Source organism: Clostridium thermarum, from assembly GCF_006351925.1.
Classification (GTDB): domain Bacteria; phylum Bacillota; class Clostridia; order Clostridiales; family Clostridiaceae; genus Clostridium_AU; species Clostridium_AU thermarum.
Window position 1 is genome coordinate 1,414,557 of record NZ_CP040924.1, and the last position, 23,198, is coordinate 1,437,754.

Here is a 23,198-nt window from a genome sequence, read left to right on the forward strand (position 1 = left end):
GCACTAAACTTTCTTTAATAATGGTCGATAATAGGAATAAAGGAACAGTTACGGAGGTTATGATAATGAAGATTAATGGAGTTGCACCCATCAAGGTTATAAGTATATACAGTGTAAATAAAAAATCAGAGGTAGTTGAAACGAAAAAGCTAAACTCAGATAGAATTGAGATATCCAACGTTGGTAAAAGCCTAAGCAGCCTCTCTTTGGATAATAACCTTCAGTGCTCAGATAAACGTATTGAAGAGATAAGAAATGAAATCTCAAAAGGAACTTATAAGCCGGATGCCCGTGTAGTAGCTCAAAAGATAATCGATTTCATTCAGGGGAGAGATGTATGATGATGGCTGAAAAACTAAACAGTATGGTTGTAAAAGAAACAGAAGCCCTCAATAAACTCCTTAAGGTGCTGGAAGAACAACATGAATTACTGCTGAAAAATGATATTTTTGGCCTTGAAGCAATAGTTTCAAAGATACAACACATAAATAAGGAAGTTGCTGAGCTGGAAGTAGAACGAAGAAAGCTGACTGCCGGTCAGTCTATGAGTTTAGTTGTTTTAAATTTGAAGGATGAGACTTTAGATAAGAACTACAGGACTATAAAAAGGCTGCTGGCTGATATTGAGGTTCAGAAAGAAACAAACGATATGTTGATAAAGCAGGGACTAGGATTCAGTACAAGAATGTTAAATATATTATCCCCGGATAGAAAAGCAAAAACCTATAATGCCTATGGGAAAATGAAAAGATAGAGGTGTAAGAGATGTCAGGATTATTTTCAACATTTAATGTAGCTAAGAGAGGAATGAATGTGCAGCAAAAGGCCATTGAAGTTACATCTCATAATATAGCTAATGCAAATACGGAAGGTTATTCAAGACAGAGAGTACTGGTTGAAACTACCAGACCCTTTGGCATGTCAAGTCTCAATAGTGTTGCAGAACCGGGGCAGCTGGGAACCGGAGCTCAAATATCAGCCATTCAGAGGGTTAGAGACACTTTCTTGGATTATCAGGTTCGTGTAGAGACAAGTACCTACGGAAAATATGAAGCAAGACAGAAATTTCTTAATGAAGTAGAGAGTATTTTCAATGAACCTTCGGAAACCGGGCTTTCAACCCTTTTAGGTAAGTTCTTTGATTCATGGCAGCAGCTGTCAAAGCAAGCTCATAGTTCCAATGCCAGAACGGTAGTGGCCCAACAATCAGCGGCCCTGGCAGAGGAATTAAATCACACTTATAATCAATTGGTTAAGCTAAAGAGTAATGCAAATGAACTGACCAATAGCAATGTATTAGATATAAACAGTCTGGTTTCCCAAATAAATGAGTTAAATCAGCAGATAATAGGTGTTAAGGTTGCTGGCAATATGCCTAATGACTTAATGGATAAAAGAGACTTACTTTTAGATCAATTAAGTCAGAAAATTGATATAAAAATTGTAAAAGATGATTTTGAAGGTATAAATGTATATCCTGCAGATATCAATGGTGTTGAGCAGCCAGCCTTGGTAAGAGCTAAGCCTAACGATCAAGTTAATAGATTATCCAGTATAAGGGATATAAAGCAAGTTGTGGATGCTGATGGAAAGCCTGTGCCTGGACAGTACACCATAAGCTATTTCCCTATGGGGGATATAACCAATCAGTACAAAACCATAACCGTCGAAGGATTATCAGAAGCAGATGTAAAAGAAATTGAGCAAACAAGGGTAATGTGGGCAGCTAAAAATGGAAATATCATAGGAAAAGATGGAAATCCAATTGCAGATAATTCTGTAGTTGATGTAAGCCAATTAAATTTGTTTAAGCCCTCTTCAGGAGAGTTAAATGGTTACATGACCATAACTCAGGACATAGATGTCTATATTGACCAGTTGAATTCCATGGCTAAGGCCCTTGCTTTTGCCGTAAACGCCGTACACAGTGGAAAAAGTAATGCAGCTGATGACAGCATACCTTTCTTTGTGAACAATGATGTGGCAAGGAATACTACTGATGCAAGTAAAATAGCTGAAGCAGAGAAGGAAATAACCGCAGGAAATATTTCTGTCAATAAGAGAATACTTGAAGATGTAATGCTTATTAAGACAAGGACCAATGATTATCAGTTTAATAATCCTGCTGATAATGACATAGATGGTGAAACTGATGGTGCAAGAGCACAGGCTATAGCTAGGCTAAGGGATGTGCTTATAAGAATACAGGATATGGGAGATACTATTACCAGCAGACAACAGCTGATTGACCTAAATGGGGGATTCGGTGATAGTTCAAACATGTCTATACCAAGCGATACCAGTGGAATGACTATAGATAACTTTTTTAAAGATACAATAAATAAGCTGGGAATCCAAGCCCAGGAAGCAAAGAGAATTGTAAAGAATCAGGCAGCACTGCTCAACAGCTTTAATGAGAGCAGGCTGAGTATTTCGGGTGTGTCGCTGGATGAAGAAATGGCCAATCTAATTCAATTTCAACATGCTTACCAGGCAAATGCAAAGATAATATCCACAGTAGATGAGCTGTTAGATGTAGTGGTAAATGGCTTAAAGAGATAATGTTAAGAAGAGGTGATAAGATTTGAGAGTCACTAACAAGATGCTAGCAACAAGCTTTCTAAATGATATGAGTAATAATCTTGAAAATTTGAGGACTTTGCAGCAGCAGATGACCTCGGGAAAGGAAATCAGAAGGCCTTCCGATGACCCCTTTAAGGTGGCAAGAGCAATGCAGCTGCACACAGGTATAAATGCAAATAAGCAGTATAATGAAAATATAAGTGATACAATAAATTGGCTGGATACTACAGACACAGCTTTAGGTCAGGCGGGAAATGTGCTGCAAAGAGTAAGAGAACTATTGGTATCTGCAGGAAATGCGGCCTATGGCAGTGAAGAAAGAAAAGCCATAAAGGACGAAATCAACGAGAGAATAGAAGAGCTTGCTCAGATAATGAATACCAGCTTTGACGGTAAATACATCTTTGGAGGTTCCAGGGGAACAACAAAACCCATGACCACAAGTAAGACATGTGATACTGACAACACTACCTTGGACTTCAACTTGTTGGATAATGGTATCGATAAAGAAAATCAGAAGAATATGATTGCTGCTAAATTATCTGTAGAGGTTTCCCAAGGAGTCAGCATTGATTACAATGTTACAGCAGCAGAAATTATGTCCTTTAAAAGTGAAGATGGAACAGAATATAACTTAAAAGAAATATTGAGGAATATAGTTAATCACCTAGATGGAAAATTAGATGATGACGGTGAGCCTTCAGAAAGTGATAAACAGGCTGCTGCAGAGGCCATAACCGGAAGTGACCTGAAGGCCATAACAGATGCAGTAAACAATCTGCTAAAAATCCGATCTACCGTCGGTGCAAAGCAAAACAGAATGGAAAGTGCAAAGGAAAGAAATGAAGAAGAAAATTTTAACTTGACGGAAATTCTATCAAACACGGAAGACATAGATATAACTGAAAAGACCATGGAATATGCAACCATGCAGACGGTATACATTGCATCCTTGCAGACAAGTGCTAAGGTACTGCAGCCAACTCTGATGGATTATATACGATAATTTTTCATTGGGGATGGCAGATATAGGAGGATCAACATGAAATTAAATACTAAATATCACGGTGTAAAAGAATATTCGGAAAAGGATGTTATCAACTTCAAAAATGGATTACCAGGTTTTGAAAATCTAAAAAAGTTTATCCTCTTTCCCGTAGAAGAAAATGATGTTTTTAGTATACTGCAGTCTATTGAAGATGAAGGTATCGGGCTGGTGACAATTTCACCTTTCTCAGTGATGAAGGACTATGAGTTCAAGCTTAATGACGACCTATTGGAAGGGTTAAAAATCAGGTCCGAGCAGGATGTGCTGGTACTATCCACGGTAACCCTGAGCACCAGGCTGGAAAATATCACTGTCAATTTAAAAGCTCCTATTATTGTAAATATTAATGAAAGATTAGGGGAACAAATAATACTGGATAATGATAAGTATATGATAAAACATCCTTTAGTTCAGGAGTGATGGTATGTTAGTTATAACCAGAAAAAAAGGAGAATCGATTTTAATAGGCAGTGATATAGAAATTACAGTAGTTAAGCTGGATGATGGCTCAGTAAAGTTAGCCATTGATGCACCTAAAAGTGTTACTATTTTAAGAAAAGAACTGTACAAGGAAGTGCAGGAAGAAAACAAGAATGCTGTTAAGTTTAATTTGGATATGCTTAAGAATATTAAAAAATAATTTTATAAGAGGTGTATAGAATATGGAAGTTATCAGACTAGGTCAGGGAGGACCAATACAAGCTGGAAACCTCGGTTATGAAGTACAATATAGAGAAGGTATCAAGAATACAGGGGTAAGTGAGACAAATTATAACGGCAAGCCAGAACTCAATGAAGATGACCTTAAAAAGGCCGTAGAAAAACTCAATACCTTTTTAAGTGATAACGGAACCTATGCAGAATATGAGATGCATGAGAAACTGAAAGATGTAATGATCACTATAAGAGACTGTGAGACCAAGGAGATTGTAAAAGAAATTCCTCCAAAGAAGATTTTGGACATGGTAGCAAAAATGATTGAAATGGTAGGAATCCTTGTTGATAAACGAGCTTAAAAATATTAGACAAGCTATATCATAAGGAGGGGTATGTATGGAGTTCAGGCTCAATAAAATTGATACCGACCTAAGAAAGAAGATTAATGATGCAACTGCGGAAGGCAAGGTTCATACAAAGAAGGGTATCAGTATAGATAAAAGATCTTATGAAGAGAGACGTGAGCAGAGGAATAACAAAAGAAAGCCCCGGGAGAAGTTTAACTTAGAAAAATATACCAAAGGGAAAAAGATTAGTGTAGAAGCGGTGAAAATAGAACAAATTGATGTGGTAGCGGAAAAAGAAGAGAATCTAAAAAATGCTGCAGAATACAGAGGGCTATTTATAGATAGCAGGAGGTAATAATTATGGCTTTAAATAATCCATATGCAACTTATAAAAATAATAGTGTTACTTACGCTTCTAAGGAACAGCTGCTTTTAATGCTGGTAGAAGGCGCAGTGAAGTTTGCCAAAATAGGTAGACAAGCAATATTGGACAAGGATATTAAAAAGTCCCATGAAAATCTTGTAAAGGCTCAGAATATATTTTATGAATTAATAGCGACTTTAAACGTTGAACAAGGCGGAGAATGGGCTAAGGCTATGATGAATATATATGATTTCATTGTAAGAAGGCTTACAGATGCAAACATCAAGAAGGACGTAACTATAATGGATGAAGTTCTTCCTCTTATAGAAGAGGTTAAGAATACCTGGGAAGAGGCTTATAAAGCCTCGAAAAACCTTAAGTAAAATGTGAAGTGTGGAGGTGAAACATTATGGCTAGTTCCCTTAGAATCACAGGCTTGGCTACAGGACTTGATACAGATACCTTAATTAAGCAAATGCTGCAGCCTTATCAGACAAGAGTGGACACAGCTAAGCAGAATAGACAGATAACTGAATGGAAGCAGGAAATATACAGAGGGTTGATAGGTTCTATAAATAATTTTAAAAATACTTACTTTGATGTGCTGAAAAAGGATACTTATATGCTTTCAGATAGAAACCTGTCTACTGTCAAAGCCAGTACCCTAGATACCACTAACTCTGTAACAATGATACCGGGAGCTAACGCTGCCATTGGTGATTACAAGATAGAAGTGGAAAAATTAGCAAAGAAAGCCAGCGTAACATCAAGTAATAGTATAAATGTAAAACAAGTCAGCGGAAGCTTAAACTTCCCGGTAGTTATTAATGATTCAAATAACAAGCTAACTGTAAATGGAAAAGAAATCACCCTTGATAATAAAACCTACTCTAACTTAGGTGAACTTACAAGTGCTATTAACACTAAACTAGCTTCAGCAGACATGGGTAAAAGTGTTAAGGCTGTAATGTCATCAGACGGTAAGAGTATTGTTATGAAACAGTTGGTGGAAATAAAGAGTGATAATAAAGAGCTGACAGTTACTACTTCAGAAGGGAAATCGTTTAATATTACGCTGAATGAAGGAAATTATACTTTAGATGAATTATCCTCTGCTATTAATGCCAAGTTGGCCAGTGCAAAAGATGGTGATGGCAATTCCATTCCCGATGGCTTCAAGGCACAAGTATCATCAGATGGCTTAAGGGTGGAATACACAGGTGGAGGCAGTGACAATAGAAATTATCATATTGACAGTAAAGTAGATTTAAGTAGTGCCGGTGTAGGTGCAGGCAGTACAGCTGTATCTAATCCTACAGTATCAGGAGATACATTATCTTATGATAGAAGAATTATTCAAGGAGTAAATGATACTTTAACCCTAAATATAAGTGGGACACGATATACTATAACCCTCACAGCAAAGGATTATTCAAATGATTCTAATCCCTATGAAGGGATTGCAGCTGATATAAATGAAAAACTTAAAAATGTCAGTGTGCCTGGAAAAACAGATGATTCAAAGATGTATACTGATGACAATAATTACTTATTCAAAGCTACAGTAGATAGCAGTGGAAAGTTGACCTTTGTTTCTAAATCAGACTTGCAAATTAGTTTGAGTGGAAATGCCAATGCAACTTTGGGGATGTCTACAAATTTCACTGTGAATATGACCACAAGCGATAAAATGTCTGCTCTAGTAAGCGGCAAGGTTAGGTTCACTGTAAATGGCAAAGATTTTTATTATGATTTTAGTACTGATGAGACACAAGGTGATTACGTAGGTGCAAAGAGTAAAAGTATAAAAGAAATTATCAATGACATATCTTCAAAAGCAGGTGTGGATATAACCTACAGTGAGCTTACAAGAAAATTCACAATTTCTTCTAAAAATACCGGTGAAGATCAGGTTATAAGTGCAGTAGATAACGAAATCACTGAAGGAAATAAGGGTGGAGAATTTTTAAAAACTCTGTTTGGAACTGCTGATCTTTCAAATGTTAAAGGTCAGGATGCAAAGGTTACTATAACCAATCCTGGAGGAGAGTCCAACACACTGTACTACTCTACAAATTCCTTTACCATTGACAACGTTAGCTATGTTTTAAACAAGGAGACCACAAGTCCTATTACTTTTACTACAACTGCGAATACAGGTGATGCAGTTAAAACAATTAAGGATTTCATAGATAAGTATAATGAATTAATTGAGACAATCAGTAAAAAGATAAGCGAATCCAGACCGAAGTCAGGAAAATATGACGGTTATTATATGCCTCTTACGGAAGAACAGAAGAAAGAAATGAGTGAAGATACAATTAAGCTCTGGGAAGAAAAGGCGAAGACCGGACTTATAAGAAATGATTCCGCACTGTCAAATATGCTTTCAAACCTAAGGAAAGCTTTCTTCGATAAGGTGGAGGGGGCTGGTATTTCCTTGAGTGAAATTGGATTATCTACTTCCCCAGATATCACTTCAGGGGGTAAAATTGTTATCAAGGACGAGGACAAACTAAGAAATGCCCTCCTTAATAATCCTGACAAGGTAAGGGACCTGTTGTTTAAAAGCTCTGATACTAGCTATACTGCAGATCACACAAATTATGATAAGCGATATAAGGAAATAGGAATATTTCAAAGGATCAACGACATCTTACAGGATAATGTGAGAACAGTCCGTGATAGTAGTGGAAGAAAGGGTACTTTACTTGAAAAGGCAGGTTTGGTGGGAGATTTCAGTGAGTTTAACAATACCCTGTATAGCGAGTTAAAAAGACATGATGAAAGAATATCTGCTTTAACTGAAAAGTTAGCAGACATGGAGAATAGATATTACCTTCAATTTTCTAAACTTGAATCCGCCATGAATTCCTTGAATTCACAATCAAATTGGCTTATGCAGCAGTTAGGTATGAGTTAGTAGTACATCAGTAATGTTCTAATAAATTTATAAAGGGGTTGGAGAAAGTATGAATCTGGAATTAAAAGCTGCCCTTAATAGTTATAGACAATATACCATTGAACTGCTAGAGGCCATAGAAAAGGATCAGATAGACAGTTTAGAAGGATTACTTGGAAAAAGGCAGGAATTAATAGAGCAGATCAATACAATTAAATATGATAAAAAAGAGTTTAACCTTATGTGCAGCCAGTATAAATTGCCGGCCCTTGAACAAAAACTTACTATGATGACCAAGGCAAAGCTGGATCTGAGCAAAAGAGATATGGAGAAATTCCAGGAAATGAAGACTGCCTCAAAGAGCTATAATAAAAACTTAAACAATGATTCGATATTTTTCAATAAAAAAATATAAAATTTTTTAATTTAACTATAAAGTATGCTAATGTGCATCCGAATAATATAGTATAACCATTAAAAAATAAAATGAACTGGCCAGTTCAAATTTATTTACAATAAAAAGAATGGGACAAGGAAGTCCACAAAAATCAAGGAGGAATAAAAATGATAATCAATCATAATTTAAATGCTATGAATGCTCACAGAAATATGAGCGCAAACAACGTTAGTTCCGGAAAGGCTATGGAAAAGCTTTCTTCAGGTCTTAGAATAAACAGAGCTGGAGATGATGCTGCAGGTTTAGCAATATCCGAAAAAATGAGAGGACAAATCAGAGGTCTTAATCAGGCTTCAAGAAACTCACAGGATGCCATATCCATGATCCAGACTGCTGAAGGTGCATTAAATGAAACTCACTCCATTCTTCAGAGAATGAGAGAGTTAGCTGTACAAGCTGGTAATGATACAAATGAATCCACAGATAGAGAGGAAATCCAAAAGGAAATCAATCAGTTAACATCTGAAATCAACAGAATTGCAAATACAACTGAATTTAACAATCAAAAGCTATTAAATGCTACTGCTGGTTCTACAACTAGTGCTTCAGGTACAAATCCGGCAAAATCTTCTTTCACTATGCAAGTTGGAGCTAATGAAAATCAGACTATGACTCTTGAGTTTGTAGATATGAGTTCTGAGGCTCTAGGTATTGCAAGTACAAGCGGAACAACTGGATTCACTAGCACAAACACTGTTACTGATGGTACTAACAATACTGTTAATGCAAAAGCTTTAGATGTAAGTTCTGCATCTAGTGCTGGCAATGCAATTTCTGTTATTCAGACTGCTATTAATAAGGTATCTGCTGAGCGTTCAAAACTTGGTGCTTACCAGAACAGACTTGAGCACACAATCAACAACTTAAGCACAGCTTCTGAAAACATGACTGCTGCTGAATCAAGAATCAGAGACGTTGATATGGCTAAGGAAATGATGAACTTCTCAAAGAATAACATTCTTTCTCAGGCTGCTCAAGCTATGCTAGCTCAGGCAAATCAGCAACCACAGGGAGTTCTTCAATTATTAAGATAATTAAATTTAGCAATATTTCAAGAGGACCAGGGGGAATACTCCTCTGGTCATTTTTGTATGTAGTTTTTATGGTGTATAAATGTTCAGAATTTGTATAGCATAAAATTTACATAGATAATAGGAGGAAAAGATTGATGAGCTACAATAAAAAAGTAAGTATTTGCATGATGGTAAAAAATGAAGAAAAAAATCTACATCGCTGCTTGAAAAGCTTAAAGCCAATTATTAATTCAGGACTAGCTGAATTGATTATAGTTGATACTGGATCTGATGATAATTCAGTTGATATAGCTAGAGAATATACTGATAAAGTTTACGAACACCCATGGACAAACGACTTTGCTGAAATGCGGAATATATCTATTTCCTATGCAAGTGGAGAATGGATTTGGATAATGGATGCTGATGAAGAGATAGAGAATCCGGAGGAAATGATAAAGTTATTTCAGAGCGACTTAGCTAAATATAATACTATTACTATAACCATGAAGAATTATATGGCTACTAATAATGAAATTGAAGAAGATGATTTTAATATATGTATATTAAACAGAGGGTTTCGAAATAGTAGTGGTTTTAGATATGAGGGGAAAATTCATGAACAGCCAGTAAACAGACCTCCATATTTAAAAAGTGGTATCATTTTTGGACACTACGGCTACCTGTGGGATAGTATGGAATTTAGGCAAAGGAAATTTGAAAGAACCACACCAATACTAAAAAAGGAATTGGAGAAAAATCCTAATAATATCTACTATCAGTTTCAATTGGCAGTATCTTGTGCTATTGTTAATTATGAAGTTGGGTTAACAGAAATGCGAAAAGCCTATGAATTAGTAAAAAAGCTTTCTTATAAAGAAAAAGTTAAATATATATATATTTTCGGCATTTATGCAAAAATAGCATATGCAAATAAGAAGTACATTGAGATAATCAAATTTTGTAAAGAAGGATTAGAGATAAACAAAGATTATATAGATTTGTGGTATTATTTGGCATTAGCAAATGTGTCTTTAGGGGAGGAAGAAAAAGCTTTAATCTACTTTATAGAGTATTTAAATTGTAAGGAACATTTTCTAAATACACAGATATCAAGGGATCCTGCATTTACCTTCTATACTTTGGGAGATAATTGTGTAGAATCTGCATTATATAATGTATGTGTAATTTATATAAACAGAGGGGATTTTGATACAGCAGTAAGCTATCTGAATAAAATGAAACCTTCAGAATTAAAATCAAAAATTGTTGCAAGGGTTGTTGCAGAAGAAAAATGGCAGAATTTATTAGGAATATACTTAATGGAAATAGAAGGCAGTAAAAACTTACTGAAAGGATTTTTTGAGGTATTAGAAAGTAATAAGTATAGTTTTGAGAAAAAGGTAGCTTTTGCTAAGGATGTAATCCAATTCTATATTTCTAATATTAAGCTAGAGGATGATTATTATCTGCTTAATATAGTAAGGTTACATGTAGCAAAGAACGAAAAATTTGATAAAGTTACACTGAACAGGATAATGATGATGGACTTTAGTAGTCTTCCAGCTTATTACGGGGATATAGTTGCGTATATTATTATTCATGAGTTAGATATTGATATGTTAGTGCCTATAGGAGATAGCATAAATAGATTTATGAAGTATATCATGTCTAATTATAAAAATATTTATGAACATATTATAAGATATTTACTTAAATATGAAAGTACAGCGGTAATCAAAAAACTCAGAATTTGGATAGCACTAGCAGGAAATGTACTAATAGCAGAAAAACTTGATGATGAAACATATAAAGATGTTTTCTTAAAATATATAGAGAAAGGAATAACTTATACACGACAAATTTATAACCCTGAAGTGTTAAAAGAAGAAGGTCTATATGATGTAAATAGAGGAGAGCATAGGTTCTTTTTGTATTTAGAAAAGGCTTATAGAATAAAAGAAACAGACTTAAAAGCTTATGTAAAATATCTTAGAAAGGCTTTAAACGAACACCCTATTAAAAAAGGGGTGGAGTTACTTCTCAATGATGCTAAAGTTGAAATAAGTAATAGTAATAAAAATAATAAATTAAATGAATTTGAAGAATATAAAGTGAAAATTAAGAAAAACATAGATGTATTAATTAATCAAAATATGCTTCAGCAGGCTAGAGAACTTCTTGCACAATATGAAAATATTGTCAGAAATGACATAGATATTTTCTCTATTAAAGGTGTTATATCTATTATAGAAGGTAAATTTGAGGAAGCTGAAAAGATTCTATTAAATGGTATATCCATACAGAATGATAATTTTGATTTGCATTATAATTTAGCTTATTTATATGAGATAACAGGTAGGCAGGAAAAGGCCTTTCAGTATTATACTAAAGCACTTTCTTTTGGAAGGAAAGATATGGTAAGTATAATAAAAGAACGACTTAAAGTTATAGGAGAACAGGAGAATAAAAATCTTCAAATGTGATATTAGATAGTGGTTTGTAGATAGGTTTATCTTTTATTTACATGAAGAAATAATTCAAAATATTGGAGTGTTTAACATGAGAAGATTTCTACAGAAGCAACTATTAGAGCTTATTTCTAGTATATTTGAGGGAATATCCTATGTCCAAACAAAAAAAAATAAGCCTGAGTCTGCAATTGCTATTTTACAGGATTGTTATGACGCTATTTGTTCAATAGATACTACACTTGAGATAGAATTATCGCAAAATCGATTTCTTATATACAAAGAAATATGTGATAGCCTTAAAGAAATGTTAGAAAGCTTTGCTGTAAGCATAGAAAAACATGAGTCTCTTTCAAATATTTCAAAAAATATAAGAAAACAACTCACTATAATGAGAAATGAGCTGAAAAAAGAGGAAGAAGTAAGGATTGAAATTGTTTTTATGCCCTACAAAGCATCAATGTGGGATAGTTTAGAAAGTATTTGGAGGGCTGCTAAAGAAGATCCTGGGTGTGACTGTTATGTTGTACCGATACCATATTATGACAAAGGGCCTGACCAAAGCTTTTCAAAGTATCATTATGAGGGTGGAGATTTTCCGGCAGATGTCCCAGTAACAAATTATAAAAGTTACGATTTAAGTGTACGCAAGCCAGATATTGTATATATTCATAATCCATATGATGGAGAAAACTTTGTAACATCCGTTGATCCAAATTACTATTCATATGAACTGAAAAAGCATACAGATAAGTTGGTTTATGTTCCTTATTATTCTACTTCCGGCGGTATGAGTGAGGGACAAAGATTTTGTTCGGCCTATTATTATGCTGATTATATTATAATGCAAGCAGAAAAATATAGGGGTTTTTTTGATCAGTCCCTGCCAAAGGAAAAATTGCTGCCTATGGGTTCTCCCAAGTTTGATAGGGTTATAAGAATATGTAATAATCCTCCTGAGCCTCCTGTTACGTGGAAACCTAAATTGGAAGGAAAAAAGGTTTATTTTTACAATACAAGTATTAGTGGTATGTTAGGCAATACGGAAGTATTTTTGAAAAAAATGAAATATGTGTTTGAGACGTTTGCGGCACATGAAAATGTGTGTCTATTATGGAGGCCACACCCCTTACTGGAATCAACACTGGATTCTATGAGACCGCAATATAAACCGATTTATGATAAACTGAAAAGATATTTTATTGAAAATAATATCGGCATTTATGATGATACACCAGATGTTACTAATACCATTGCTCTCTCTGATGCTTACATAGGGGATTCTGGAACATCTATTATATCACTGTTCGGTATAGTTGGTAAGCCTATATTTGTCTTAAACAATAATATTAATACTCAACCTTCTGAAGAGGACTGGCGTGGTGAAATTGTCAGAGGATTTAGTATATACCAAAATGATCAATGGTTGATTACACGGGGAAATAAGCTCTATTATTCACCGGATAATAATTATAAATATCAGTATTCCTGCGATTTGTCTGATTATGCTTACGGCGATTATTATTCATATGCATTGAATTTCGAGAGTAAAACATATATCTGTCCAAGAAATGCACAGGATATAATAGTCCTTTATAGGAACAAAATTAATAAACGTATAAGGTTAAAAAAGTATGTTGAAGGTCCTGGTTCATTTGCAGGGGCTGTAAGATGTGAGAAATACATTTTTTTAATACCATTTTTTTATCCTGCTATAGTAAGATATAATACTGAAAATGGAGAAATTAGGTATTTAAGTACTAATCTTGACGTTTTTATTGGAATGCGAAACGGAGAAAGGGTTATAGGTGGATATTGTGTTCATAAGGGATATTTGTTTATAGGCTCTCCTGTAGATAATAGAGTGCTAGCAATTGAAGCTAAAAGCGGAAAGGAACAGATTCTGACCACAGGTGCAAGTAATACCTGTGGCTGTATGTCATTAAATTCTGATGGAACTAATTTGTGGTTTATGCCTTTCTCAGGATCTGTCGTAACCAGTTGGAATCCTGAAACTGGTGAAGTTCGTGAATATTCGGATTTTCCTGAAAGTTTGAAATGCAGACATAATAATTTTGGCTTTGAATGTATGGAACGGCCATTCAGCCGTCCTGCCTTTTACGGAGATTATGTCTATTTAGCTCCGTACTGGTCAAACATGTATATAAAGCTTAACAGAGTAACCGGTGAGACCATGGAATGGAGACCTCCCTTTGACACTCCGGAGTATATAAAGAATGGATACTATTTTTCTTGGTGTAAAAGCTGGTTTGTAAATACTACAGATGAAGAAAAAAAATGTTATAACATTTTTTCATTTTATGACAGAAAGCTTTATAATATTGATTTGGAAAAAAACACTTATAAAGAAATAAATATAGAATTTAACATAGATGAGTTAAAGGCGAATGAACCTGGATTTGAAAGAAACTCTGAATGGTTGCAGTATTGCTGCGAAGAAAGTGCCTTTAATTCTCTATCTGATTTTCTTGAGGGAAATATAACAGGCAATGAGTTTAATAGAGAAAATCAGATCAGGGCTTATGGAGAAATTGCTGCTAATAATGACGGAACATGCGGTGAAAAGGTTCATGAATTCATAAAAGAACATTTAGATGAAAAATAGGAGGTAACTGTATGATAAAAGTAATAACTTATGGAACATTCGATTTGTTTCATGAAGGTCATTACAGACTGCTTCAAAGAGCCAAAGAACTTGGTGATTATCTCATAGTTGGAGTTACCACCGAGGAATATGATCAGACTAGAGGAAAGCTCAATGTAGTTGATTCATTGATGACTAGAATTGAAAATGTACGTAAATCTGGTTTTGCAGATGAAATTATTATTGAAGCTTCACCAGGACAGAAATTTCGAGATATTAAAAAATATAATATTGATATTTTTACTGTGGGTTCAGACTGGATAGGTCAGTTTGATTATCTCAAGGATTATTGTAAAGTTGTGTATCTTGAAAGAACTAAGGATATTTCGAGTACAATGCTTCGAACTCAAAATAAGCACATCCAGAGAATTGGGATTATCGGAACTGGGCGTATAGCAGAAAGGTTTATACCGGAAGTAAAGCTTGTAAGCGGTATAAATGCACAGGGCATATATAATCCTAATATAGAAAGTGCTATAAGATTTGCTGAAAAGTGGCAGATTAATTACTATACTAAACTAGAAGATTTTTTTGACGCAGTTGACTCTGTTTACATTGCTTCTCCCCACGAAACTCATTATGATTATATAAAAATGGCGCTTAAACATGGGAAGCATGTTCTTTGTGAAAAGCCCATGGTTTTGAAAAAGGCACAGGCAGAAGAACTTTTCGCCTATGCAGAAGAGCATAATTTGATACTTTTTGAAGGAATAAAAACAGCATATTGTCCCGGTTTTAATAAGTTACTGGGAATTGCATGCAGTGGTATGATAGGCAGTATACGCAACGTTGAAGCCTGCTTTACCAAGCTTGAAAGTCCTAGCAGCCGTGAACTTACGGACCTAAAATATGGGGGAAGCTTTACTGAACTTGGAAGTTATGTAATGCTTCCTATTTTCAAGATATTTGGCACAGAACCAGAAGATGTAAGATTTGATTTAATAAAAGCAGAAAATGGTCTTGATATTTTTACAAAGGCACATTTCAAATATCCAAACGGGCTTGGTACTGCTAGCTGCGGCATTGGAGTTAAATCGGAAGGTCAACTCATTATATCCGGAACAAAAGGTTATATCATAGTTGAGGCACCATGGTGGAAAACAACTTATTTTGAGGTTCGACATGAAAATCCAAAGGAAGTGGAAAAGTACTCAGAAAGATTTCTTGGTGACGGCTTGAGATATGAGATTAGCGATTTTCTTTCTATGATAAACGGCAATAGGAAAAGTGATTTCAAACTGACACGAAACGATTCAATTGCAATGGCGGAAGTTATGGAAAGTTTTTTAGGGCAACGCAAGTAAAATGGCAAAAATCTGGAACTGTTTTATTCAACATTATGGATAAAGGAGTGCTTAAATGAAAAAGATATTAGTTTTTGGTGCTAGTGAAAGAATACAAGATAAAATAGATAAATATTTAAATATGGATGAATTAGAAATTGTTGGCTACATTGATAATAATGCTGCCCTTTGGGGTGAAAAAGTGAATGGTAAAGACATTTTTTCACCAAAACATATACAGTTTAACAATTCATATGATGCTATTTTATTGGGGTCTGTGTATTATGCACCTTTGATGAGAAAACAGATTTTAGATATTAATGACTATTATAAAGATAAAAATTTTATGTTTTTCGATGAAGAGAGTCTTAAAGAAGCTTTTTATGATCCTAATCTTTTTATTTCTATGGATAGAATGAAATGGATTTATAAAGAACCTGAAAAGATGGAAAGTATATTTATAAGAGTATGCAAGCAGTTACCGGAAATGGCAGAGGTTGGAGGATATTCGATTTTATCAGAACAATATAGTAATGGCTGGTGGCGAGGAGTAGGCAAGTTAATAGCTCATGCGGGGGGAGGATATGTTAATGGTAAAAAGCTTGAATATACAAATTCAAAAGAAGCTTTTTATGAATCCTATGCTAATGGTTTTAAATATATAGAAGCAGATATAATGGAAACAACTGATGGAAAATTAGTTGCATGTGCATGGTTTCTTCCATATTATGATGGCGAACAAGCTACTTACAACCAGTTCTTAGAGAGTTGTAAAATACGAAATTATACTCCAATGGATTTTACTGATTTGATTAATTTTATTGATAAATATTCTGATGTGCATATTGTTCTTGATATAAAATCCAGAACAATAGAACATTATAAGCATATGCTGGAGAAAATAGTTTCTATGGTTAAAGACGAGTATAAAAAAGAATATATTTTGCAGCGATTTGTTGTACAGGTTCATGAAGTACGAACTTTAAATATCGCCAAAACAATTTATCCCTTTAAAGATATTACTTTAACATTATATAGAACACACTGGGATAAATTATTAAGACCAAACGAGTTGGCAAAAATGTGTGTTGAAAATAAAATCCCCATAGTTACAATGGGATTTGAAAAGATGAATTATGAATATTTACGTTTTTTTATAGCTCATAATATTCGAATCTGTATTCATCCTGTTGATACTCTAGCAGATCTAAAAAAAGGAGAGAGCATTGGTGTCGATTCCTTTATAACCAATTGGCTTTTACCAAGAAATATATTAAAGAACTAAATTGAAAGGACTATACTATGGGTAAAAGTAATAAGATCCATAATCTATCAGTTAATGAAATAAAGAAATTGCAAAACATAGAACTAGAACTCCTAATTGAGTTCGACAGAATCTGTAGAAAACACAATATTACTTATAGTATTGATGGCGGTACCTTGCTTGGTGCAGTAAGACATGGTGGATTTATTCCATGGGACGATGATGCTGATGTAATTTTAAATCGTAAAGAATATGAAAAATTTCTTTTGGTAGTGGACCAAGAGTTAAATAAAGATAAATTTTATTTTCAGGATTTAAACAGAACAACAGGTTATAGATGGGGATATGGAAAATTACGACGGGCAAACACAGAATTTGTTCGTTTAAATCAAGAGTATATGCCTTATGAACAAGGGATTTTTCTAGATGTATTTGTTTGTGATAATGTTCCAGATAATTACCTATTACGCTGTATATGCAATTTTAACTCTTTTATTTTTCGAAAAATATTCTACTCAAAAGTAGGAAAGCATACTGCAGTTGGAATAGACAAACTGATTTATAGAATATTAGAACTAATCCCTGAAAAGTCAATAAAAAAAATATACGCTAAATATGTTAAGTTTCGTAATATGAAAAGTACTGAAATGGTCAAGTGTCTAACATTCCCAGCTTGTAATCGTGTTTATGGGTATAAGCGAAAATGGTATGAGGATACTATTGATATGAAGTTTGAAGGTATAACGCTAAGAGCTTGTCGCGATTATGATGAATATTTAAGGTTTCTTTATGGTGATTATTTAAAACTACCTCCAGTAGAAAAACGAAAGGTTCATCCTGTGTCAAAGCTTAGATTTCCTGAAGACAAATAAAATAAATAAATCAGATTTATAGGAGGATTTGAAATGAATAAGATAATGTTTGATATTTTGCTCCTTTTGAAGGGTGGAGAAAATTGGGATGTCAAGCGATATGCCAGAAAGCTATTTAAACCTTATTCTATTATAGAACAAGAATATAGAAGTCTTGTTTATGATAAATATGTTGCTGAAAATAAACTTACTAAAAAGGGGGAGCAATATTTAAACGAGCATAAGATAGATAATGCTGTTATATTGGCTGCAGGTGTATCGTCACGTTTTGTTCCCCTCTGCTTTGAAAAACCAAAGGCACTTTTAAAGGTAAAAGGTGAAGTAATGATTGAAAGGCAAATACGTCAGCTTAAGGAAGCCGGAATATCAGAAATTATAATTGTTGTAGGGCACATGAAAGATATGTTTTCATACCTTGTTGAAAAATATGGTGTCAAGTTAATTGAAACTGATACCTATAAGGTGCGCAATAATCATGCAAGTGTTTATGCTGCAAGAGAGTATCTTAGAAATACAATAATTACCTCTGCGGACTTATACTTCAATGAAAATATATTTCAAAAGTATGCATACGATGCCTATTATTGTACTGTTTACAGAGAAGGTATAACTGATGAACGAGGAATTGAAACAGATATATATGACCGAATTATAAACACTTTTTATGGAGCAGCGGATACTTGGATAACATTAGGATATGCATATTTTAATGAGAGATTTTCTCGAAACTTTTTAGAAATACTTGAAAAGGAATATGATTATCCTAAGACTATGCAAAAATTCTGGGCAGATATTCAAGATAACCATCTCAGCGAGCTTTATATGTATGCAAAGCGTTGCCATGGTAATATCATTTATGAATTTGATTCACTTGAAGAACTTCGCGAATTTGATACATCATATTGTAATGATGCACAATCGCCATTGCTTCGGCAAATAGCCAATACTTTAAAAACAAGTGAGAACAATCTTAAAGATTTCAAACCTATAACAAAAGAAGATCTTGGACGCGGTTTTACATTTACGTTTGAACAAAAGAGATATATATGTCGCATAACAAATGATTCGAAAATTATTGAGATAAATCGATATGACGATAAAATACAAGAATTAGTTAATTTAACGGAAAGTTTTATTAGCTATTACGATAAAACTTTACCTTTATGTGCTGCTGAAAATGTTATTTCACCTTTTGCTAATATGCCCTTATCCATGGGATTCCAAGAAAGATATATTGTTGGAAATACTTATTCTTATTTAGAACAGGATAACTTCATTGGAAGCACATATTTACTTCCGTTTTATCAAATGATTTCTGAGCAGTGCTTTAAATTATTCGGAGCTAAATACTCTGATGCAAGGACACTTACAGGTATGAATTGTCTTATGATGGTGCTTACATCATTAGCTAAAATTGGGGATAGAATTTTGATTCAGGGATCTTCTGCCGGAGGTCACGCATCTGTTAAGCCTATTGCAGAAAGGTTAGGACTTAAGGTTGGTGAAGTGCCCTTTGACTATGAGAAGCAAGATGTGGATTACGAAAAATTAAATCAACAACTACATAATGAAAAAATTGATTTTGTTTTACTTGCACCATCTGACATTATACATCCATTTGAGGTGGAAAAAGTTGATACAACAAAAACAACTTTATTATATGATGCAAGTCAATTACTGGGTTTAATTGCAGCAGATTTAATTGATAATCCATTAAAATCTGTTGATAATATGGTTATGTTTGGAGGAACACATAAAACATTTCCTGGTCCTGCAAGTGGCCTGATAATGACAAATAATGATGAACTCCATAGTAGATTAGAAACAAGTATTAACCCTATTTATATACGTCATACACAAATGCATCAGAAGGTAAGCTTATTATTTGCTATGATAGAATTTGAAACATTTGGTAGAGCATATGAGGAACATATTGTAGAACTTTCAAATGCTCTTTCAGAGGAGCTAGAAAAACGAGGATTTAGTGTTGGAAAAGCTTATGATAACAAATATACAAGTACACATGAGGTTTTCATATATACAGATAAAGAAGCTATGGATAGAATATATGAGAATAGTATACGCTTTGGTGTTACATTAAATAAGAAACACAAGAAATTATTCCGTGGTTATGGAATTAGACTTGGTACACAGGAAATAGCCCGTTACGGTTGGCCAAAGGATTCAATGCAAACAATTGCAGATATAATATGTGAAATTTCTTTTCCAAATGTTGATGATGGAAAAGTTAGGCGATTACTATCAGGACTGCCACCTAAAAAAATACAGTATACTTTTGATGATGCAACTGAAGCATATTTTAAAAGATTTATATGATGAGTCATGTTATTTTATATAAATACACAATCACAGTATATTGTTATTTTTGGTTCTGGTAGTTTTGGAGCGCTGATGTGTCAAAAATTGTTTTATCTTTTTGAATATCAAAAGAAGTGGATTTTAGAAAATGATATGGTATTGAATGGATTGAACTGTATTTACTAAGAGCATTTTTTTCAAAATAACAACAATTATTCAATACAGTATTTTCATAATATGATTGAACAAAAATATATGGACATAATTATGACAAAATGGCCTTTGAAAGTAAGACCATATGGGGGAAGCATTTGGCTAAGAAAAGAAAGATAATAATTTAAAAATGAAATTTAAGAAAGCATTATTTAAATCGTATATTAGGGGAATATTGTACGAAAGATTTTTGGTAATAGCTAGAGGAGCCTTTTCACTATATCAAAATAAGATTAAATATTAAATAATGTAAGTTCATAATTATGAGAAGCATATTATTGATTTATACAAATAGTAGTTGAAAGGAAGGCAATTATGGCTGAATTAATAAGTGTAATAGTGCCTATATATAATGTAGAACCATATTTACGTCAGTGTATTGAAAGTATTATAAATCAGACATACAGAAATATTGAGATAATATTAGTTGATGATGGTTCTACGGATAAATGCGGTGACATATGTGATGAATATGCGGCAAAAGACCAGCGAATAAAAGTAATTCATAAGAAGAATGGTGGTCAGGACAGTGCAAGAAAAGAAGGAATGAAAATTGCCCAAGGGGTATATATTGGATATGTAGATGGAGATGATTGGATCGAACCAGAGATGTATGAATCCTTATATAAACTTGCTAAGAAGTCAGGAGCTTTAATTGTTGAATCAGGTGTAATAGATACTTATACAAACAAAGCAGTTTTACGAAAACCATTTTATACACCTGGATTTTATTCTGGCAAAAAGTTTCAGGATACTATCCCCACAATTATTCATACTGGTAATTTTTTTAAACACGGTATTTTTCCATATCTAGTTACAAAACTTTTTTATAAAGATTGCATATTTAAATATCAGATGATGTCTGAAGAAAGCAATAATCTTGTTGATGATGTTATGTGTGTGTTTCCTTGTGTTATTAATACCCAATCAATATATATTACCGATGAATGCTTTTATCATTATAGAATACGTAATTCTTCAACTAAACGATCATTAAGAAATGACGTAGCTGATATTATAAAAGCCAATTATTCTAATTGGTTAAAAAGATTTAATGCAGTTGGCTATGAGAAAAGCATTCAGAGCCAGTTGAACTTTTTTATAATGTATTTACTAGCATCTAAAGCTATATACATATTTGATTTAAATCAATCAGACTTGTGCCTTATACCATATGGTGGAATAAAAAAAAGTTCAAAAATTGTTCTATATGGAGCTGGTGCCGTTGGTATACAACTTTATAACTATATATCAAATAGTGATTGCTGTAGTATAGTTTACTGGGCTGATAAAAATTATTCTTCTTTTAGCGATTTGGATGTAAAAAGTCCAGAAAATATAATTAATATTGATTTTGATTATTTAATTATTGCTATCTTTAATAGGGATGCATATATAAGTGCAAAAAAGAGTTTAATTTCAATGGGGATAAATGAAAATAAGATACGTTGGATTGACGAAAAATATTTAAATAATCCGAAGTTACTATTAGAGCAATGTAATTTATTCAATGATAGTAAAATTTGATGAATAAACCATGTTAAGTGATTATACGAAAATATTAAATAATATGGTTATAGCAAATATAATTCAAAAATAGGGGATAAAAAATGATATGTAGTATAATTGTTCCATTATATAAGGGAAATAAATATATAAAGAAAATTATTGAGATTGCACAGCATTGGACCAGTTTAGATGATAAGCTTAAACCAGAAATAATTTTTGTGAACGACTTTCCTGTACAGCCTATAGTATTACCACAATGGAAAAATAAATATAATATATTCATTAAAGTAATAGAAAATCAACATAATATGGGAATTCATCATTCTCGAATCGTTGGTTTAGAACATGCAATTGGTGATTACATTGTTTTCTTAGATCAAGATGACTTATTAAATGAGAATTATTTGATTAGCCAGTTACAACATTTAAAAGATGGAGAGGCAGTAATTTGTAATGGTTTGTATAGAAATGGGGAGAAAATTTTTTCTGCATCTAACCCTATGAAAAAAGAATATTCTTTTAAAGAATATTTGTATTGCGGGTATCCCCTTGTTTCATTAGGTCAGCTCTTAATCAAAAGAAATACCATTCCTAAAGAATGGCTTAATAATATAATGATATATAACGGTTGGGATGATCACTTTTTATGGGCACTTATGATGGCACATAATGTAAAGGTTAATATTAATGAAGAGATATTGTATGTACATGAGGAAGATGGGAGTAATGCATCTTTTAATTGGAAACAAATGAGTTTGTCAGGTCAAAATTTTCGAGATATATTTTTGAGGCTGAACTTAATGAATGATATTGAGGAAAGACAATTCAGAAAAATGATTGATTCTAAAATTCAGAAATATGAAGAATACAACGAGTTGTCAACTCTGTTTCAGAATGTTTTGCAGGAGAAATTAGAAAATTATTTTTATTTAAATAATATTCGAGAAATTGCCATATATGGATTTGGTGTTTATGGTAAACAATTTTATCAGATGTTGAAAAATACAAACATTGAGGTTTTATATTGCATAGACAAAAGAAATGATGTTAAAAAGGCTAATATTCCCGTAATTTCACTTAATAAAAATATGCTAAGAGTTGATGCTATTGTAGTATCGACAATAAGTTCTTTTGATGAAATTAAAAAAGCTATAAAAGAATATTGTCCGTTTAAAGTAATCTCATTATTTGATATTTTAAAAGAAGTAAATCAAATATATTAAGGGGGACT

The 23,198-nt window shown here is 33.2% G+C and carries 20 protein-coding genes; all 20 read left to right on the top strand.

Annotated elements, in window-relative coordinates; translation table 11 throughout:
* Positions 1-65 precede the first annotated feature (65 nt).
* The 20 genes from flgM (at position 66) to FHY60_RS06335 (ending at position 23,190) form a co-directional block, all read left to right on the top strand.
* Complete coding sequence (flgM, locus tag FHY60_RS06240) at positions 66-341, top strand: flagellar biosynthesis anti-sigma factor FlgM (RefSeq protein WP_163215882.1); 276 nt, start codon at positions 66-68, stop codon at positions 339-341.
* Positions 338-754 (top strand): flagellar protein FlgN, encoded by a 417-nt coding sequence (locus FHY60_RS06245; RefSeq protein ID WP_243122242.1) that lies wholly within the window; start codon positions 338-340, stop codon positions 752-754. The genes flgM and FHY60_RS06245 overlap by 4 nt, the downstream gene beginning before the upstream one ends.
* Before the next feature lie 11 nt (positions 755-765).
* A complete protein-coding gene (gene flgK, locus FHY60_RS06250) occupies positions 766-2,562 on the top strand; it encodes a flagellar hook-associated protein FlgK (RefSeq protein WP_139904155.1) in 1,797 nt (598 codons plus the stop codon).
* 22 nt (positions 2,563-2,584) lie between these two features.
* The gene (gene flgL / locus FHY60_RS06255; RefSeq protein WP_139904156.1) at positions 2,585-3,589 is read left to right on the top strand and encodes a flagellar hook-associated protein FlgL; all 1,005 of its coding nucleotides are present in this window, start codon (positions 2,585-2,587) and stop codon (positions 3,587-3,589) included.
* 36 nt (positions 3,590-3,625) lie between these two features.
* On the top strand, positions 3,626-4,051 hold the full coding sequence (fliW, locus tag FHY60_RS06260; RefSeq protein WP_139904157.1) for a flagellar assembly protein FliW: 426 nt from the start codon (positions 3,626-3,628) through the stop codon (positions 4,049-4,051).
* Between the two features lie 4 nt (positions 4,052-4,055).
* Positions 4,056-4,271 (top strand): carbon storage regulator CsrA, encoded by a 216-nt coding sequence (csrA, locus tag FHY60_RS06265; RefSeq protein ID WP_139904158.1) that lies wholly within the window; start codon positions 4,056-4,058, stop codon positions 4,269-4,271.
* 22 nt (positions 4,272-4,293) lie between these two features.
* Positions 4,294-4,647: a flagellar protein FlaG gene (locus FHY60_RS06270; RefSeq protein WP_139904159.1), complete on the top strand. Its 354-nt coding sequence runs from the start codon at positions 4,294-4,296 to the stop codon at positions 4,645-4,647.
* 37 nt (positions 4,648-4,684) lie between these two features.
* Positions 4,685-4,990 carry a hypothetical protein gene (locus tag FHY60_RS06275; protein ID WP_139904160.1) on the top strand — a complete coding sequence of 102 codons (306 nt, stop codon included), beginning with the start codon at positions 4,685-4,687 and terminating at the stop codon, positions 4,988-4,990.
* Positions 4,991-4,995: 5 nt separating this feature from the next.
* Positions 4,996-5,382, top strand: coding sequence for a flagellar export chaperone FliS (gene fliS / locus FHY60_RS06280; protein WP_139904161.1), 387 nt, complete (start codon positions 4,996-4,998; stop codon positions 5,380-5,382).
* Positions 5,383-5,408: 26 nt separating this feature from the next.
* Positions 5,409-7,922 carry a flagellar filament capping protein FliD gene (fliD, locus tag FHY60_RS06285; RefSeq protein WP_139904162.1) on the top strand — a complete coding sequence of 838 codons (2,514 nt, stop codon included), beginning with the start codon at positions 5,409-5,411 and terminating at the stop codon, positions 7,920-7,922.
* A 49-nt stretch (positions 7,923-7,971) separates the two neighbouring features.
* Positions 7,972-8,316: a flagellar protein FliT gene (gene fliT / locus FHY60_RS06290; RefSeq protein WP_139904163.1), complete on the top strand. Its 345-nt coding sequence runs from the start codon at positions 7,972-7,974 to the stop codon at positions 8,314-8,316.
* Positions 8,317-8,465: 149 nt separating this feature from the next.
* The gene (gene hag / locus FHY60_RS06295; RefSeq protein WP_139904164.1) at positions 8,466-9,392 is read left to right on the top strand and encodes a flagellin Hag; all 927 of its coding nucleotides are present in this window, start codon (positions 8,466-8,468) and stop codon (positions 9,390-9,392) included.
* Positions 9,393-9,559: 167 nt separating this feature from the next.
* Positions 9,560-11,857: a glycosyltransferase family 2 protein gene (locus tag FHY60_RS06300; protein WP_163215883.1), complete on the top strand. Its 2,298-nt coding sequence runs from the start codon at positions 9,560-9,562 to the stop codon at positions 11,855-11,857.
* Between the two features lie 76 nt (positions 11,858-11,933).
* Positions 11,934-14,468, top strand: coding sequence for a hypothetical protein (locus FHY60_RS06305; protein WP_139904166.1), 2,535 nt, complete (start codon positions 11,934-11,936; stop codon positions 14,466-14,468).
* 11 nt (positions 14,469-14,479) lie between these two features.
* Entirely contained in the window at positions 14,480-15,811 is a 1,332-nt protein-coding gene (locus FHY60_RS06310) for a Gfo/Idh/MocA family oxidoreductase (protein ID WP_139904167.1), read from the top strand.
* 55 nt (positions 15,812-15,866) lie between these two features.
* Entirely contained in the window at positions 15,867-17,075 is a 1,209-nt protein-coding gene (locus tag FHY60_RS06315; RefSeq protein ID WP_139904168.1) for a PI-PLC domain-containing protein, read from the top strand.
* A gap of 17 nt (positions 17,076-17,092) precedes the next feature.
* Positions 17,093-17,926 (top strand): LicD family protein, encoded by an 834-nt coding sequence (locus FHY60_RS06320; RefSeq protein WP_139904169.1) that lies wholly within the window; start codon positions 17,093-17,095, stop codon positions 17,924-17,926.
* Between the two features lie 33 nt (positions 17,927-17,959).
* Positions 17,960-20,263, top strand: a complete 2,304-nt coding sequence (locus tag FHY60_RS06325; protein WP_139904170.1) for an NTP transferase domain-containing protein — start codon at positions 17,960-17,962, stop codon at positions 20,261-20,263.
* A gap of 510 nt (positions 20,264-20,773) precedes the next feature.
* Positions 20,774-21,985 (top strand): glycosyltransferase family 2 protein, encoded by a 1,212-nt coding sequence (locus tag FHY60_RS06330; RefSeq protein ID WP_139904171.1) that lies wholly within the window; start codon positions 20,774-20,776, stop codon positions 21,983-21,985.
* Between the two features lie 83 nt (positions 21,986-22,068).
* The gene (locus FHY60_RS06335; RefSeq protein WP_139904172.1) at positions 22,069-23,190 is read left to right on the top strand and encodes a glycosyltransferase family 2 protein; all 1,122 of its coding nucleotides are present in this window, start codon (positions 22,069-22,071) and stop codon (positions 23,188-23,190) included.
* Positions 23,191-23,198 lie beyond the last annotated feature (8 nt).